Here is a 17,175-nt window from a genome sequence, read left to right as displayed (position 1 = left end):
CTTTTAACCTGGATGCTGGCTAGAGACTGTTCTCCCTAGCCACCCGGGTAGTCAGGCGATAGCGGTCGGTGCGATAAACCGAGGAGCACCACTCTACCGGCCTATCGCCCGAGCGGGAGTAGCGCACAATGTGGAGCAGCGGGGTGCCCACGGGGACGTCGAGAAGCGGGGCAGTGTCCGCATCGGCCGATATTGCAGAGACCGTCTGATCCGCATCGGTGATGGGGACATCAAAGACAGAATCGAGGATGGCGTAGACCGAGTTGTAGATGTCATTTTCCAAAAGGCTGGGCGCGAACGTGGAGTTATACCAGCCATCGTCGATGGAGTACGGTTCGCCATCGCCCAAGCGCAGGCGGCGCAGGTGAATATGTTCGGCGTTAGCGGGCGTATCAAAAAAGATGGCGGCATCCTCTGGGGCGCTACTGCGGCCGCTAGTAAGGATTTTAGAAGAGGCGGTGACGTCTTGGGCGCCCATCTCATCTGAAAATGAGGCCAGGTGGAGCCGGGAGACTAGGGGATTGGGGGCCACGAAGGTGCCCTTACCGCGGATGCGGCGCAATTTCCCGGCCGCGACGAGATCACCGATGGCGCGGCGTACTGTGATACGTGACACCCCGTAGGTCTCTTCAAGGAGCCTTTCGCCGGGGAGGGTATCGCCGGGTTTGAGGGTCGTGCGGCACAATTCTTCGAGGATATCGTGCAATTGGGCGTGTTTTGGAACGGGGCCGTCCGTAATAGTGCGGGCGGGGAGCTGAACGGCGGACATAACTCCATGGTAATTCGCTGGTTATTACCACCGCAAGGTGTTGTCAATACGCTAAACTTACATTCGTGATTGATCTCAAGCTACTCCGCGAAAACCCTGACGTTGTCCGTGCTTCCCAGGTGAATCGAGGTGAGGATCCCTCCCTCGTAGACCAGCTCTTGGAAGCTGATGAGCAGCGCCGTGCTGCTATTCAAAAGGCCGACGAACTGCGCTCCGAGCAGAAGGCTTTTGGCAAGAAGATCGGCCAGGCCTCCCCGGAAGAGCGCCCGGCTTTGCTAGAGGGCTCCAATGAGCTGAAGGCCAAGGTCAAGGAAGCGGAAGAGGCACAGTCTGCCGCTGAGGCCAAGGTGGAAGAGCTGCAGTACAAGCTGGATAACGTGGTCGAAGGTGCCCCAGCCGGCGGCGAAGATGACTTCGTGGTGATGGAAGAGGTCGGCCAGATTCCTGAGTTCGACTTCGAACCGAAGGACCACCTTGAGCTGGGCGAATCCCTAGGCCTCATCGACGTCAAGCGTGGCGCCAAGGTAGGTGGAGCTCGCTTCTACTACCTCACTGGTGACGGTGCCTTCCTGCAGCTAGGAATGCTCATGCTCGCGGCACAGAAGGCGCGCGAAGCTGGTTTTAAGCTGATGATTCCGCCAGTTCTAGTCCGCCCAGACATTATGTCCGGCACCGGGTTCCTGGGACAGCACTCTGATGAGGTGTACTACCTCCCGGCTGATGATATGTACTTGGTTGGTACCTCTGAGGTAGCCCTTGCCGGCTACCACAAGGATGAGATCATCGACCTCTCTAACGGTCCGCTGCAGTACGCTGGCTGGTCCTCCTGCTTCCGCCGCGAGGCTGGCTCCCACGGTAAGGACACTCGCGGCATCCTGCGCGTCCACCAATTCGACAAGCTGGAGATGTTCGTTTACTGCAAGCCTGAAGATGCGGAGGAAATGCACCAGCGCCTTCTATCCATGGAAAAGGACATGCTTGAAGCCATGGAGCTGCCCTACCGCACCATCGACATTGCCGGTGGCGATCTCGGTTCTTCGGCGGCCCGCAAGTTCGACAATGAGGCTTGGGTTCCTACCCAAGGCACCTACCGCGAGCTGACTTCCACCTCGAACTGCACCACCTTCCAGGCTCGCCGCCTGTCCACCCGTTACCGCGACGAAAACGGCAAGACTCAAACCGCAGCTACCTTGAACGGCACCCTGGCCACTACTCGCTGGCTCGTTGCTATTCTGGAAAACCACCAGCAGGCCGACGGCTCTGTCGTTGTCCCTGAGGCCCTGCGCCCCTTCGTGGGCAAGGATGTCCTCACCCCGCAGTAAGTCCGCCGTCGTCCTGGAGAGTTATGAACGCTGCGACGAATTTCCTGTACCGCCAGATCACTCACATTGGTAGGGGGGTGACTCTGGCGCAGGGATTAAAAATGCGCCTTTCGGGTGAAGAAAATATCCCCGATGAAGGCGGCGCGGTATTGGTCTGTAACCACACCGGCTACATGGACTTCCTCTTCGGGGCCTTTTTGGCTTACCGCAAAAAGCGCCTCGTGCGCTTCTTGGCAAAGGCTGGCATCTTTAAAGCCCCACTAGCGGGTCCCTTGCTCAAGGCCATGCACCATGTGCCAGTTGATCGCATCGATGGCAATGCCTCAATGCGGCAGGCGGTTCGGCTCGCTAAAGAGGGCGAACTTGTCGGGGTGTTTTCTGAAGGCACGATTTCCCGCAGCTTCGAAATTCGCAGCATGAAAAGTGGTGCCTCCCGCATCGCCTATGAGGCTGGGGTGCCGGTAATCCCGCAGGTCATCTTCGGCTCCCAGCGCCTGTGGACCAAGGGGCATAAAAAGAATCTGGGACGGACGAAGACTCCAGTCTTTATCACTGCCCTAGAACCGTACTATCCCACTGGTGATGCGGAAGCCGATACCGCGGAGATTAGGCGCCGAATGCAAGAGGCTTTGGAAGGGCTATGGGAACAGTACGAAGCTGAATTTGGCCCCATGCCAGCGGGCGATTATTGGGTGCCCGCCCGCAAGGGCGGCGGCGCTCCCACCCTCGAAGAAGCGGAGGAGCGGGATGCTGAAGTAGAAACTGAGCGCCACCGCGTACGCCGGCTACGTGATGATCTGGTGGGGCTTAAAGAACGCGTATCCGTCACCACGGTTGACCTAGTGCGCAACCGCATGGCCGCCGCCAAGGGGGATGAAGAGGATGCGCCCAAGACTAAGGCGCGCACCGCCCCAGAGACTTTGGATTGGATCAAAGCCAATCTCAACGCCGTGGTGGAAGAGGCAACACGTGGTTTGGATGAAGGTCGCGATAAGGTCGCGGATGTTATGGCGCAACTGAAATCTGATGTGGCGCAAACCCAGGCTTCCATTACCGCCAGCAGCAAAGAGATTTGGGCCGGTTCTAAAGCTGAGCAGGGCCTTTTGGCAGCAGCTACCCAATCCCGGCTTATCGTCTCGCGCCTGCCGCACCGCATGAAGGCTCAATTCTCCTCCATCCCGCGTGTGGTGGTAGCGCATAGTAGTGCGCTGAATTGGGAGGATGGAGCACTGACCCCGCGGTTGCGCAAGGCTTTTGCGGATATCTACCCGGCGGCCGAAGTTCTCATAGTGGTATCGCCCGCGGGCGATGTAGATGTCCCGCAAGCCGTGTGGACCATTGTCATTGATGAGGATGTTGCACAGCCACGCCTCGATGCTGCAGCAATGTCCGTTACTGCCGCCAGTGCGGCACAAGGCGTGGAGCGCATCCTAGAGGATCTGCAGGATGAGCCGGAAGAGACTCTAGTCTTTGCAAATGAGCCGGGGGATGAGGACTTCCTTGAGTGGATGCCGGTGGTGGCTTTGGAAACTGCCCCGATAGAGGTGGTTAAGGGTGCTCAAGCGGTAACCTACTCGGCAGAAAAGGCCGGAATGTCAGAGGTACTCGAGGCGATGGCGCGTTTAGCGAAGAAATAGCGACAGTTTTTCGTCCGCTTTACACCCCCGCGAGGGGGTGGTTTTCTTTTTGGAAGTCTAAGTATTTTAAGGAAACTGACTGCTTACGGGCCTGAAACTTACGTGTGAGTAACCACATGTGTAACTCAAGTCGGTGACCCCTAACATATATTTTAGGAGATGAAGTCTCTGTAGCCCCGGTGCGATACTTTCCACCGAACCCATAATTACCTGCTTTTAGCTGTGCTTATGCCATCTCATTCACGGACCTATGGCCCAGGCACATGCAAGCACCAAGGAAGGAGATGCGGTCAGTAATGATCCAGCAAAGCAATCAATCCTTTAACCCCGAATACTTTGAAACTCTATGGAACGGGTACGCAGATGAGGACTACGACGTAGTCATTATCGGTGGCGGTTCCGTGGGTGCCGGAGCGGCAGCGGATGCCGCCACCCGCGGTCTGAAGACCGCCGTCATTGAGGCACGCGACTTCGCCGCAGGTACCTCTTCCCGCTCCTCCAAGATGTTCCACGGTGGCCTGCGCTACCTGGCAATGTTTGACTTCCGCCTCGTGGCTGAGTCCCTCAAGGAGCGCGAGCTCAACATGTCTACCCTGGCACCTCACCTGGTGAAGCCGTTGAAGTTCATCTTCCCGCTGACCCACCATGTATGGGAGCGCGTCATGATGTTCGGTGGATTTACGCTCTATGACCTCATGGGCGGATCGAAGAGCGTGCCAATGCAGAAGCACTTGACCCGTAAGGGCGTGCTGAAGGTGACCCCGGGCCTGAAGGATGATGCCATTGTGGGTGGCGTTCGCTACTACGACACCCTCGTGGATGACGCCCGCCATACCATGACCGTGCTGCGTACCGCCGCCGAGTACGGCGCCGATGTCCGCACCAATACCGAGGTCATTGGCTTTGACAAGGACCGCGGCGGCCGCATCGTAGGTGCCAAGGTCCGCGATACCGCCACTGGGCGCGAAACCACTGTGCGCGGCAAGGTCTTCATCAACGCTACCGGCGTGTGGAATGACAAGGTTCAAGAGATGGCCGGCGTGGAAGGCAAGTTCACCGTGCACGCGTCCAAGGGCGTACACATCGTTGTGCCAAAGGATGCGCTCGATGCGGACGCGGCCCTGTGCTTCGTAACCGAAAAGTCCGTCCTCTTCGTTATCCCATGGGGCGAGTACTGGATCATCGGTACCACCGACACCGATTGGGAAAAGGGGCTGTCCCTGCCGGATCCGGCACCAACCAAGTCCGATATTGATTATATTTTGGGCCAGGTTAACCAGCGCGTACGCCGTAAGATCACCCGCGATGACATCGTGGGCGTCTACTCCGGCCTGCGCCCGCTGCTGTCCGGCAAGTCCGATTCCACCACCAACCTTTCCCGCAACCACGCCGTCGCACGCGTGGCCCCAGGCATGGTCTCTGTCGCCGGCGGTAAGTACACCACGTACCGCGTCATCGGTAAGGATGCCGTGGACCTGGCGGTGAAGGAACTGGGTACCAAGGTCCCAGAGTCCATCACCGAGCAAACCCCGATCCTGGGTGCCGCTGGCTACCATGCTCTAGCTAACCAAGTCCCATCTCTGGCCCGTCGCTACAACCTGAGCGAGAAGTTCATTGAGCACCTGCTCGGCCGCTATGGCTCTTTGCTGGGCGAGGTCCTAGCGCCAGCTACTGAGGACGCCTCCCTGCTCGAGCCAGTGCCAGGTGCAGAGTCCTACCTGTGGGCCGAGGTCCGCTACGCCGTCACCCACGAGGGTGCATTGCACTTGGAGGACATCCTGTCCCGCCGTCTGCGTATCGCCATCGAGTTTGGTGACCGCGGCGTAAATGCCGCCCCGGCCGTTGCTGATTTTGTAGCACCGCTGCTGGGCTGGAGCGACGCCGACAAGGAGCGCGAGGTATCCCAATTCAAGGCCCACACCCAGGCCGAACTTGAAGCAGAAGCTGCGGTAACTGACCGTGAGGCCAATGACATTTTGGTACGCGCAGGATCCGCCCGACCCACCCAAAACGAGGTATAAGTTATGACCGGATTTGATGCATTCCTGTGGGAGTTTATCGGCACTGCGTTGCTGCTCCTTCTAGGAAACGGCGTATGTGCGCTGGTAAACCTGCGCACCTCTGGCGCGCGCGGCTCCGATTGGGTCGTTATCGCCCTGGGTTGGGGTATGGGTGTCTTCGTCGGTGCCAGTGTGGCCGATCCCACGGGCGGGCACCTTAACCCCGCCGTCACCGTAATGTTGGCCGTCAATGGCTCGCTCGAATGGTCCCTGGTGCCGTACTACTTCCTGGGCCAGATCCTCGGCGCTATCCTCGGTGCCATCCTGGCATGGGCTGCCTTCAAGCAGCTTTTCGACGCCAATAATTACGACGACGCCGGAAACGTCACCGGCGCCAATAAGGACACGAACGGTATCTTCTTTACCAAGCCGGCACATCCTAAGAACGGCTGGAATGCGGTGACGGAGTTCATCGCCACCTGCGTGCTGTTGATGTTCATTGCCTTCGGCCCCACCGGCGGCGAGCTTGGCCCAATGAGCTACTTTGCCGTTGCTTTCGTTGTGGTGGCGATCGGCCTGTCCCTGGGTACCCCTACGGGTTATGCCATCAATCCGGTCCGTGATCTGGGCCCGCGAATTGCTTATGCATTCATCTTGCCCATCCAGGACAAAGGCAGCGCGAACTGGGGCTATGCTTGGGTCCCCATCGTGGCCCCATTGGTCGCGGCCGTAGCCGTTGGCCTGTTGTCCGTTGCGCTCTAATTCCATCTTCGTATAGGAGACTAGACACATGACTAACAAGAAATACGTCGCCGCTATCGACCAGGGAACTACGTCGACGCGCTGCATTATCTTTAACCACGATGGCGAGCAGGTTGCCGTTGGTCAGCTCGAACACGAGCAGATCTTTCCCGAAAAGGGCTGGGTAGAACACGACCCGGAAGAAATCTGGAGCAATACCCGTCGCGCCGTCGGTGAGGCTCTTGCCAATGGCGATATCACTGTGGAAGACATTGACTCGGTAGGTATCACCAATCAGCGAGAGACCACCGTGGTGTGGGATAAGCACACCGGCAAGCCGGTCTACAACGCTATTGTCTGGCAAGATACCCGCACTACCGCCATCTGTAAGGAGCTCTCGGGAGAGGAAGGCCCGGAAAAGTGGCGCCGCCGCACCGGTCTTTTCATTAACTCCTACCCGGCCGGCCCGAAGGTGAAGTGGATCCTCGATAACGTCGAGGGCGCACGCGAGCGCGCCGAGGCCGGCGATCTGCTCTTCGGCACCATTGACAGCTGGCTATTGTGGAACCTCACCGGCGGAGCCGAGGGCGATGCTGGCCGTGAGGCTCTGCACGCTACCGACGTCACCAACGCCTCCCGCACCCTGCTCATGGACATCGAAAAGCTGGAGTGGGATGAGGAACTGTGCAAGGAAATGGGCATCCCAATGTCCATGCTGCCGGAGATTCGCCCATCCCTCGGTGATTTCCGTACCGTGCGTGAGCGCGGTTCGCTCTCCGGTGTTCCTATCCGCGCCATCCTGGGTGACCAGCAGTCTGCGATGTTTGGCCAAGGATGCTTCCGGGCCGGCTCTGCAAAGAATACCTACGGAACCGGACTGTTCCTCCTGCTGAACACGGGCACCACCCCGAAGTTCTCTGAGAATGGCCTACTGACCACCGTGTGCTTCCAGCGTGAGGGCGAACGCCCTGTCTACGCGTTGGAGGGCTCCGTATCCATGGGCGGTTCCCTAGTGCAGTGGCTGCGCGATAACCTGCAGATTATCCCGAATGCTGCATCCATCGAGAACCTGGCGCGGGAAGTTAAAGACAACGGCGGCGTCTACATCGTGCCTGCCTTCTCTGGCCTCTTCGCTCCGTACTGGCGCCCGGATGCTCGTGGCGTCATCGTGGGTCTAACCCGCTTTGCCAACCGTAAGCACCTGGCCCGCGCCGTGCTCGAGTCCACTGCATACCAGACCCGAGACGTGGCCGATGCGATGGTGGCAGACTCCGGTGTGGAGATCACCGAGCTGCGCGTGGACGGCGGCATGACCATGAACGAACTTCTGATGCAGTTCCAAGCGGACATGCTCGGCGTGGAGGTACACCGTCCGAAGAATATCGAGACCACCGCGACCGGCGCGGCCTTCGCGGCAGGTTTGGACAATGGCTTCTGGGATGACCTGAGCGTTTTGGGTAGCCAGACAGGAGACATGAAGGTGTTTAAGCCGAAGCGCGAGAAGGAAGAGGTAGAGGCTCTCTACCGCGACTGGAAGCGCGCTATTAAGCGTTCCTTGGACTGGGAAGATAACGAGGACGAGGATCTGGACTTCTAAGTCCTGAAGTAAACTCGCGGGTATGGAGAATTTCCCTGCCCGCGCTCCTCGCCTCATCGCGAGCGATATTGACGGCACCCTGCTGGACCGCAACCACCGTGTCCCGCGTCGCAATCGTGACGCTGTGGCGCGGGCGGTCCAACAGGGTGCCTATTTTGCGCTTTCCACTGGCCGGCCGTTCCGGTGGATAGCGCCCGTGTTGGAGCAGCTTCCCGTCCGCCCGGTGTGTGTGACTTCGAATGGGGCGGTGCTCTACGATTCCGCGGAGGACCGCGTGATGTCCGCCCACGAGCTTTCACCCGCAGCGTTGGCAGAAGTGGTGGATGTGGCCCAGACGGTGTTGGGTACCGTGGGCTTTGGAGCGGAGCGGGCAGGAGGCTCGCTTGGCGACGCCGTCGAGGACCTCTTCGTAGTCGAACGCCACTACTCCGAAAACGCCCTCTTTGAAGGCTTCGGGGTGGTCAGCATGGGCGAGCTTGTGGGGCAGCCTGCCGTGAAATTTCTTATCCGCAATACGGACTACTCCGCTCCGAAGCTGTATGAGCTCATCGCGCCCCATATCGATCCGGAGCTCGCGCACCTGACGTATTCCATGCAGGAAGGGATTCTGGAGGTTGCCGCGCCCAATGTGACTAAGCGCCGCGGGGTGGAATGGTTGGCTGAGCACACCGGCGTCGCCCAGCAGGAGACGATCGCATTTGGGGATATGCCCAACGATATTGAGATGCTGCAGTGGGCAGGCTGTGGTGTGGCTATGGAAAACGCCCACCCGGAGGTTAAGGCGGCCGCGGATACGGTCACCGTGGCTAACCACCAGGCGGGCGTCGCAAAGGTGCTAGAGCGCTGGTTCTAGTCGGTGAAGATGTCTACCTTTTCCGTTTCGGTGTTGTAGACAATCTCGCCACCCTGGAACTTCACACGGATTTCCTTGCCATTCTTTTCCTCGTTGGAGGTAGGCAGGCCGAGCTTGGAGGCATTATCGCCCTCGGACCACTTCTTGGCAATCTCACCCGTCAACGCCTTGGTGCCGGATTCCTTGGAGGAGAGCACCACGCCATTCTGGAAGAGCTGGTAGAGGATCTTGCCGCCGTCGGTAGTATCCGGGCCGCCGACTGCCAGGCCTAGGACCGGACCGAAAGCGTTGAGGACGGAGGTCCAGGATTCCTTCAATCCCTCGTTGTTGGAGACCTGGACAACCTTATTGACAATCTCCGGGATATCGCCGGTGGTCAGGTTGCCCGCCACCTTCTGATCGGTATCAGGCTTCTGCAGGCGCTCATTGGCGATGAGCACGCCGAAGACGGCGGCAGCGATGCCAGCAAGGGCGGAGATAGTGGAGACCGGTACCTCGACCTCGCCAAGCGAGGACATGATTTCTCCGCCCACCTGTTGCGGGGTCTTGGGGGTATTTGGTTGCGGGGTCTTGGGGGTATTTGGCTGTGGAGACTCTTGCCAGTTCAGGTCCGTGCTGTTCTTGCCGGACTTGATGGCATCCGCCTTGCGCTTGGTATTCTTTCGAATCTCGTCCCAGTGGCGCGTGGTGTACTGGCCCGGGCAAGCCGTGTAGTGGAAATCGTTGTGGCCCGCGAAGGCCGGCACGGTGGCCGTGGTTCCTGCAGGGAACTTGGAGCCGTTGAATCCGCCGGAGTACAAGCTGGCCTTGCCCATTGGATCGATGCCAGAAATAGCGGCTTTCCAGCCGGCAATCTCCGCCACGGAGTTGAGCATCTCGCGGGAAGGCTCGGTTTCCTCGTAGTTGCCAATCATGGAAATGCCCCAGTTATTAGAGTTGAAGCCACCCACGTGGGCACCCTGTACGGCCTTGTCCAAGCCGCCGTAGCGGCCTTCGTAGATGGTGCCGAATTTATCCACCAGCACGTTATAGCCGATATCGCACCAACCCAGGGTCTGCGCATGGTAGTCGTAGGCACCGCGTACCTGTGCCGCTGCCTGTGCGCGGGTGTAGTTATTGGTACCCGCGGTGTGGTGCAGGGTCATGGCCTTGAGGCCATCGTCGTAGGTTGGCTCCTGGCAGCGCTTAGATTCGTCTGCTCCCCAGCCGGCGCGGGTGACTACCTTAGGCATGCCCGCGGTTTCTGCGGTGGGCTCGATGGCTTCGCCTTCTTGGGCGTTGCCGTCGATAAACACGGCGTCGAGATCCGCTACCTGGGTGCGCTCATCGGCCACGGGGGAGATATCGCCGACGTTGTACGCAAGCGGCGCGGGGCGGTTGGCATCAGCGCCCTTGGCGGCCTTGTCTAGGAGGGAGTCTTCCTTCTTGTCGAGGTTGGAACCGGTCACGAGGTCAACGTTGGCCATAGAAACCTGCACATCGTTGGTATCGCCCACGAAGATGAGTTCGGTGCCGTTCTTGCCCTCGGTGTAATTCATTGCATCCATGGGCAGCCACTCGCTCCAGGAACCGTCCTGCTGCTTGGAGCGGACGAAGGAGTTGATATCTCGCTTGCCCTCCCAGGTGACGGCGAACATGTTGAAGGTTTCGTCGCGGTGGAACTGCTTGACCGCGCGGCGGCTTTCGCCGTCGCCCTGAGCGGCTACGGCTGGGTCATCGATGACGATGGATTCGCCGTCACTGAAGCTGGAGGAGGAATTTTTGACCTCAATGGGACCGCCGTTGGCGGAGTCTTGGGTCTTGAGAACTTGCTGTCCGCCGAATGCGGCCGTCACGGCGAGTGCGATGGAGGTGACCGCCGCGATGACGGGGGTGGACCATTTTGACCTGGTGGGTACTAGTCGACGTCGTTGTTGCACTGTTATCTCCCTAGGGTTGTGCAGCTGTAAAAACGGTTGCCAAGAGTTAAGAGTTGATAGTGATGGTACGTTTGTGACTTCTGTGAAATCTGTTGCGACACGCCGATGCGCCGTGTCAGCTGCCGTAGTGCAATAAAGTGGAGGCCATGACTTCTTATGACCTCATCGTTGTTGGCTCTGGATTTTTTGGTCTAACGGTTGCCGAGCGCGCCGCTAGCCAGCTGGATAAGAAGGTGCTCATTGTGGAGCGCCGCAATCACCTCGGCGGCAATGCCTACTCCGAGGCCGAACCCACCACCGGAATCGAGGTGCACAAGTACGGCGCGCACCTCTTCCACACCTCTAATAAGCGCGTGTGGGACTACTGCAATAAGTTCACCGATTTCACCGACTACCAGCACCGCGTCTTTGCCATGCACGATGGCACCGCCTACCAATTCCCGATGGGCCTGGGTCTTATCAACCAGTTCTTCGGCCGCTACTACTCCCCGGATGAGGCCCGCCAGCTCATTAAGGATCAGGCTGGCGAATTCTCCCCGGAAGAGGCGCAAAACCTGGAGGAGAAGGCCATCTCGCTGATCGGCCGCCCGCTGTATGAGGCCTTTATCCGCGATTACACCGCGAAGCAGTGGCAGACCGACCCGAAGGAGCTGCCGGCGGCGAATATCACTCGCTTGCCGGTGCGCTATACCTTCAATAACCGCTACTTCAACGACACCTATGAGGGTCTGCCGGTCGACGGCTACGCGGCATGGCTAGAAAACATGGCTGACCACGACAATATTGAGGTCCGCCTGGATACCGATTGGTTCGAGGTGCGCGAAGAGTTGCGTGCCGAGTCCCCAGATGCGCCCGTGGTCTACACCGGCCCACTGGATCGCTACTTTGATTTTGCCGAGGGCGAGCTGGGGTGGCGCACCCTCGACTTTGACTTGGAGGTGCTGGATACCGGCGACTTCCAAGGCACCCCGGTGATGAACTACAACGATGCGGACGTGGACTACACCCGCATCCATGAGTTCCGCCATTTCCACCCGGAGCGCAAGGATAAGTACCCGAAGGACAAGACGGTCATTATGAAGGAATACTCGCGCTTCGCCGACAAAGGCGATGAGCCGTACTATCCAATCAATACCCCAGAGGACCGTACCAAGCTGGAGGCCTACCGTAAGCTCGCCGCCCAGGAGTCGAAGGATAATAAGGTTCTCTTCGGCGGCCGCCTGGGCACCTACCAGTACCTCGACATGCACATGGCCATTGCCTCCGCGCTGAGCATGTTCGACAACAAGCTGGCTCCGTTCTGGAACGAGGGTAAGGCGCTTGAGCAGGAGCGCGGCCACTAAGCCGAACTCCGTCAACAGAACACTTAACACTCAACACACCACCCAACACACCACACTATGGAGTGTTGGGTGGTGTGTTGTATGTAGTGTTGTGTAGTGTCGCGCAGACCGGGAAAATATGATTGACCTGCGAAATCATCCCGTACTGTGAGAATTTCGGACAAGGAACGCGCATGAACACTACACAACACCCCACAGTGTGTGTAGTGTTGTGTGTAGTGTTTGAGGGTGTTCAGGAGCGTTGAGCGCTGATAGGGGGTGAGTGATTGTGGTCTGGGACGATGACCAGGCGGAAATCGCCGAGATCATTGGAAGCCTGCGATCTCAGGACACCGATACGCGCGCCGTTGAGGTCAAGGCAGCTGTGGGAGGTTTTCCCAAGAAGCTCGTTCGCTCTATCTCTGCATTTGCTAACGGGACCGGTGGAATCATCATCTTAGGGCTGGATGAAGACAACGGGTTCGTTACGGTACCAGGCTTTGATGCTACTGCCATGGCGGATGCCCTGGCTGGCGCATGCGCAGACCTCGTAACCCCGTCGGTTCGCGCCCAGATCGACATTGTTGAGTGGGAGGGCGCGAGCATTGTCGTTGGCACCATTCCCGAATGTGCTCCTTTTGAGAAGCCTTGCTGGGTCGTTTCCCAGTCGAAGTATCACGGCAGCTATATCCGGGTCCATGATGGGGACCGCGTACTAAAGCCATACGAGATTGACCGGCTGGAGGAAAACAAGACCCAGCCGGAATGGGATCTGGAGCCGGTTCCGGCTGCTGACATCGACGATCTGGATCCTGACATTGTGGCCGAGATCTTGGCCCGCGAGCGCTCCATCCATGAACGCATTTTTGGACGGTTGAGCGATGAAGAGGCGATGTTAGCGCTCCACCTGATTACCCGGAACGACAACGGAAAACTAGTGCCAACTCTGGGCGGGCTTATGGCAGCGGGCACTTATCCGCAACAGTTTTTCCCGCGGCTCAACGTGACCTTTGCAGCATATCCCGGCACCGATAAAGCGGCCGGGATGGGCAAGCAGCGCTTCCTCGACAACGAAAGTCTGGTGGGGCCCATTCCGATGCTGGTCGCGGATGCCGTGCGGGCAGTCCGACGCAATATGCGCGTCGGAGGCGTAATCGAGGGAGTCTTCCGTAAGGACTTGCCGGACTATCCTCCGGGGGCTGTGCGCGAGGCAGTCGCTAATGCGCTTATGCACCGTGACTATTCGCCGCAGGCGCGGGGCACGCAAATACAAGTGAACCTTTATGTCGACCGGCTGGAGATCCTCAACCCCGGTGGTCTTTATGGAACGGTCACCGTTGATCGATTGGGCACTGCGGGTATGTCTAGCGCGCGCAATCAACATTTGTCTGCGTTGCTGGAGGTGACTCCTGCCGGTGACGGAGATGGGTACGTTGCGGAAAATCGTGGTACCGGATATATCGAGATTCTCGACCAACTGGAACAGCAGCTGCTGCCGCCGCCGGTACCACGGGATTCATTGACCGAATTTGAACTCACCTTTGCGCGGCGAAATCCGACTACCCCGGAGCGCACCGCGGCGTTGGGCGGCGGAACCCGCGGGCGCGTGCTCGACTATCTTCGCGAACACAGGACAGCGTCCAGCCGCGAATTGGCAGGGGCTGCAGGGCTGTCCCTCAACGGAGTGCGCAGGATCATCAACGAACTTGTTGAGGAAGGCGTCATCGTGCGCACTGAGCCGCTGAAGAGCCCGAAGCAGCGCTATCGGCTGCAGGGCTAACCACGGTGTTCAACGTCACCTTACCTTGTTCGCGCGCCGCCGCTGAATACCTTGGCGCGAATTTCTCCATCTGTTCAAGCACAAGCTTGATGGCCTCCGGCGCCTTGTCCGGTGGATACTTGTAGTCGCGTAGCAACCTGCGGACCGAGCGGCGTAGTTTCGCGCGTACGTCATCGCGTACTGTCCAGTCGGTCTTTGCATCGCGACGCAGCATGGAAACGAGCTGGCGTGCGATTTCAGCAAGAACTTCGTCGTCCATGAGCTCGGTTGCGGATTCGTTTGTCGACACCGCATCGAAGAAGGTGAGCTCGTCATTGCCTAGTGGCGGGGTGAATTGTTCACCGCGCTTGCTTTCCTTGACAATCTCCTTGGACAGGCGGATGAGTTCGGCGATGATTTCAGCGGCCGTGAGCTGCTGATTGGTGTACCGATTCATCAGCTCGGTGATCCGCTCGGAGAACTGCTTGGAGCGCAGCTCGTTGTTTCCTGTGGCGGTGCGGGCTTCCTGCTGGAGCTGGCGGCGCAACGCATCAATGAGCAACGAGACCTCAGAGGGGGATTGTTTGTCCTTGAACAGGTCGACGGTGAGATCCTGCAAGTTCGGAATCTCAATCCCGGCCTGGCGGTAGATGTCGATGACACCGGTGGCCTCAGCCGAATCAACGACCAGCTTGCCTAGGGTGTTACGGATGGAGTCACTAATCGGCTCTCCGTTGGCGACACGGTCGCCTGCATCGAGCTTGATGAGCCAGTTCTTGACCTCGGAATAGAACTGCACGCTCGGACGGAATTCATCGGCGGCAGGGCTGTTGGACGCAAGCGCCCATGCACGCGCGAGCCTTCCAGCCTGACGCTTGAACTCATCAGCAACAGGACGCGCGTTTGGCTTCTCGGGGTCGTAGTTGCCTTCGGTTCTTGGATTGCGAAGGAAACCAGTGACGTCGAGCAAAGCGCGGCGAAGGTTGGCGTCATCGATGAAAGCGGTGTTCTTCCATTCGATTCCCACAATGTCGTCGAGACGAGCCAGGAATCCCTTCGCCAGATTGAGCGCTTCTTCGACGTCCTGTCCCGTGACCTTCGTGCCGTCGTCGGAGGGGTTGAGTGTGAACTCAGCCAGCGCCTTCTCCAGGTTTTCGACCAGCGGAGCATAGGCGACAAGGAGGCCATCCTGCTTGTCCCGGAACGTGCGGTTGACGCGGGCGAGGGTCTGCATGAGTAGCGCGCTCTTGAGCGAGCGGTCAATGTAGAGCGTATGCAGAGGCGGCGCATCGAAACCGGTGAGCATCATGGACTGAACGATGGCGATTTCCAGCTCGTCGTCAACATCCTTGATGCGGTTCTTCACGGCCTTGAGCGCACTCGGGCGGCGCATATGGACCTTGAGCTCATCCGGATCGGACGGCGCGGCAGAGTAGATGACCTTGATTTTTCCCTTGTCATCGGCATCCGAGTGCCACTCAGGGCGCAGCGCCACGATCTTGGAGTAGAGGCGTGCTGCGATGGAACGCGTGGCGGTCACGATCATGGCTTTGCCCGGTGCACCGATGAACTCCCGCATGTTCTCGCGGCGGTCTTCCCAGTGGCGAACAAAGTCCTCAGCGAGCGCATCCAAGCGGTCGTCGGAACCGTAAATGATTTCCAACGCGGCGACGGAGCGCTGAATCCGGTCGCGCTCGACTTCGTCGAGACCCGTGAGCACTTCCTCAGCGGTGTCATCAATCTCGTCATCGGTAATCCCAGCAATGCGCTTGAGCGGGATGAGGCGCGGCTCGAAGTAGACGGGAACGACGGCACCGTCCTCGACGGCGCGGTTCATGTCGTAGACATCCACGTCGTCACCGAAGACCTTTCGCGTATCGCGGTCCCATTCCTTAAGCGGGGTACCGGTAAACGCCAGCATGGTGGCATTCGGTAGTGCACTACGCAGGTGCTGTGCGTAACCATCGGCGGCGGTATCGCCAAAGCCATAGTGGGAACGGTGTGCCTCGTCGACGATGACCACGATGTTGCTCCGGTCAGAGAGCAACGGGTGCTCGGTCTCACGCAACTCACCCTGGCCGTTCAAGCCAAACTTCTGGAGGGTAGAGAAGTAAATACCACCAGAGGTCTTCTGTGACAGCAGCTCACGCAACTCAGCACGCGACTCGATATTGCGCGGTGCCTCCGGCAGGATGGTGGACCGGTTGAAGGTCTCAAAGAGCTGCTCATCCAGTTCCGTGCGGTCATTGAGCACAATGACGGTCGGGCTGAGCATCTCCCGCCGACGCATAATCTTGGCGGTGTAGAGCTCCATCTCCATGGACTTGCCCGCACCCGTCGTGTGCCAGATGACGCCAGCGCGCTTGTCGCCGCGCGCCGCCGTGATCGTGGAACCCACAGCCTTGGTCACCGCGAAGTACTGGTGCGGCTTCGCTATGCGCATGACCAGGCCCTCGGCCGTGTCATCGAACGCCGTGAAGTCACTGTAGAGCTGCCCAAAACGCTCCACATTAAACAGACCATCAAGCAACAGGTCCAGCTGCGTGACCGGCTCGCCGGCCACAACCATGTTGTTGGGGTCTACCGGGCTGCCGTCCTCATCCACGTTCCACGGCGCAAAGTGGTTCCACGGAGTGAACGGCGTGCCGTACTTCGCGCTGAGGTCATCCGAAGGAATCACAATATTGGCAAAGCGGAAGGCCATGCCGAATTCCTTGACGTAGGTCTGCAGCTGGTTGTACGCGCCCTCGACGGAGGTATTCGCGCCCGTCTTCTTCAGCTCAATAAACGCCAGCGGCATGCCGTTGACGTAGCAGACCACATCGAAGCGACGCTCGCCGTCCAGGTTCGCAATGGTGACCTGGTTGAGTGACAAGTAGTCATTCTTGTGGGGCTGCGAGGACAGAAAGTAGATGGTCGGGTTCTGGATATTGCCCTCGTGGTCGATGTACTCGATACCGCGATAGCCTTCCACCAGAATCTGGTGAATGCGCCGATTCTCCGCAATCGCGGACTGTGACTTCGGCGTGATGACCTCACCGATCGCCTGGTCGAGGTACTCCTCCGGTACATCTGGGTTGAGGTTGCGCACGGCATTGCGCAAACGCCCGCGCAGCACGATGTCATTCCAGGCGTCGCGCTCGCCGGAGCCCGGCGCAAAGTCCGGGCCGTGGCCGGCCTGCCATTCCAGTTCCGCCAGGTGGTCCTGAACAATGAGTTCGAGGGATTCTTCGCTCAGCATGAGCTTCTCCTTAGG

10 protein-coding genes and 1 pseudogene are annotated in these 17,175 nt (G+C 58.9%); 8 read left to right on the top strand and 3 right to left on the bottom strand.

Annotated features, from left to right (window positions below):
- Positions 1-19 precede the first annotated feature (19 nt).
- Positions 20-769 carry a GntR family transcriptional regulator gene (locus ACLI1M_RS11140; RefSeq protein WP_023020093.1) on the bottom strand — a complete coding sequence of 250 codons (750 nt, stop codon included), beginning with the start codon at positions 767-769 and terminating at the stop codon, positions 20-22.
- 65 nt (positions 770-834) lie between these two features.
- Between ACLI1M_RS11140 and serS the strand changes: the two genes are divergently transcribed.
- From serS to ACLI1M_RS11110, 6 genes are all read left to right on the top strand, one after another.
- The gene (serS, locus tag ACLI1M_RS11135) at positions 835-2,091 is read left to right on the top strand and encodes a serine--tRNA ligase (RefSeq protein WP_023020092.1); all 1,257 of its coding nucleotides are present in this window, start codon (positions 835-837) and stop codon (positions 2,089-2,091) included.
- Between the two features lie 101 nt (positions 2,092-2,192).
- Positions 2,193-3,728 carry a lysophospholipid acyltransferase family protein gene (locus tag ACLI1M_RS11130; RefSeq protein ID WP_232212563.1) on the top strand — a complete coding sequence of 512 codons (1,536 nt, stop codon included), beginning with the start codon at positions 2,193-2,195 and terminating at the stop codon, positions 3,726-3,728.
- A 296-nt stretch (positions 3,729-4,024) separates the two neighbouring features.
- Positions 4,025-5,749 carry a glycerol-3-phosphate dehydrogenase/oxidase gene (locus tag ACLI1M_RS11125; RefSeq protein ID WP_248099950.1) on the top strand — a complete coding sequence of 575 codons (1,725 nt, stop codon included), beginning with the start codon at positions 4,025-4,027 and terminating at the stop codon, positions 5,747-5,749.
- Between the two features lie 3 nt (positions 5,750-5,752).
- A complete protein-coding gene (locus ACLI1M_RS11120; RefSeq protein WP_023020089.1) occupies positions 5,753-6,490 on the top strand; it encodes an MIP/aquaporin family protein in 738 nt (245 codons plus the stop codon).
- A gap of 28 nt (positions 6,491-6,518) precedes the next feature.
- Positions 6,519-8,066 (top strand): glycerol kinase GlpK, encoded by a 1,548-nt coding sequence (gene glpK / locus ACLI1M_RS11115; RefSeq protein ID WP_023020088.1) that lies wholly within the window; start codon positions 6,519-6,521, stop codon positions 8,064-8,066.
- A gap of 22 nt (positions 8,067-8,088) precedes the next feature.
- The gene (locus tag ACLI1M_RS11110; protein ID WP_248099952.1) at positions 8,089-8,919 is read left to right on the top strand and encodes an HAD family hydrolase; all 831 of its coding nucleotides are present in this window, start codon (positions 8,089-8,091) and stop codon (positions 8,917-8,919) included.
- Here the strand turns inward: ACLI1M_RS11110 and ACLI1M_RS11105 are convergent.
- Complete coding sequence (locus tag ACLI1M_RS11105) at positions 8,916-10,838, bottom strand: N-acetylmuramoyl-L-alanine amidase (RefSeq protein ID WP_259825159.1); 1,923 nt, start codon at positions 10,836-10,838, stop codon at positions 8,916-8,918. The two genes, ACLI1M_RS11110 and ACLI1M_RS11105, sit on opposite strands and share 4 nt — an antisense overlap.
- A gap of 146 nt (positions 10,839-10,984) precedes the next feature.
- Here ACLI1M_RS11105 and glf point away from each other — a divergent pair, with 146 nt between their 5' ends.
- The gene (glf, locus tag ACLI1M_RS11100) at positions 10,985-12,181 is read left to right on the top strand and encodes a UDP-galactopyranose mutase (RefSeq protein WP_225746292.1); all 1,197 of its coding nucleotides are present in this window, start codon (positions 10,985-10,987) and stop codon (positions 12,179-12,181) included.
- 262 nt (positions 12,182-12,443) lie between these two features.
- A complete protein-coding gene (locus ACLI1M_RS11095) occupies positions 12,444-13,940 on the top strand; it encodes an ATP-binding protein (protein ID WP_248099958.1) in 1,497 nt (498 codons plus the stop codon).
- Between the two features lie 25 nt (positions 13,941-13,965).
- Here the strand turns inward: ACLI1M_RS11095 and ACLI1M_RS11090 are convergent.
- Positions 13,966-17,160, bottom strand: a pseudogene (locus ACLI1M_RS11090) (type I restriction endonuclease subunit R); the annotation flags it as partial.
- Between the last annotated feature and the right edge of the window lie 15 nt (positions 17,161-17,175).

The sequence above is a fragment of the Corynebacterium sp. LaCa54 genome (assembly GCF_046717495.1).
Taxonomy (GTDB): domain Bacteria; phylum Actinomycetota; class Actinomycetes; order Mycobacteriales; family Mycobacteriaceae; genus Corynebacterium; species Corynebacterium kefirresidentii.
This window is presented reverse-complemented; position numbering and strand designations above follow the sequence as displayed.

Bases quoted from the DNA above. Each gene is read 5' to 3' on its own strand.
- ACLI1M_RS11140 (WP_023020093.1), bottom strand. From the start codon at position 769: ATGTCCGCCGTTCAGCTCCCCGCCCGCACTATTACGGACGGCCCCGTT.
- ACLI1M_RS11130 (WP_232212563.1), top strand. From the start codon at position 2,193: ATGCGCCTTTCGGGTGAAGAAAATATCCCCGATGAAGGCGGCGCGGTA.
- ACLI1M_RS11125 (WP_248099950.1), top strand. From the start codon at position 4,025: ATGATCCAGCAAAGCAATCAATCCTTTAACCCCGAATACTTTGAAACT.
- ACLI1M_RS11120 (WP_023020089.1), top strand. From the start codon at position 5,753: ATGACCGGATTTGATGCATTCCTGTGGGAGTTTATCGGCACTGCGTTG.
- glpK (WP_023020088.1), top strand. From the start codon at position 6,519: ATGACTAACAAGAAATACGTCGCCGCTATCGACCAGGGAACTACGTCG.
- ACLI1M_RS11110 (WP_248099952.1), top strand. From the start codon at position 8,089: ATGGAGAATTTCCCTGCCCGCGCTCCTCGCCTCATCGCGAGCGATATT.
- glf (WP_225746292.1), top strand. From the start codon at position 10,985: ATGACTTCTTATGACCTCATCGTTGTTGGCTCTGGATTTTTTGGTCTA.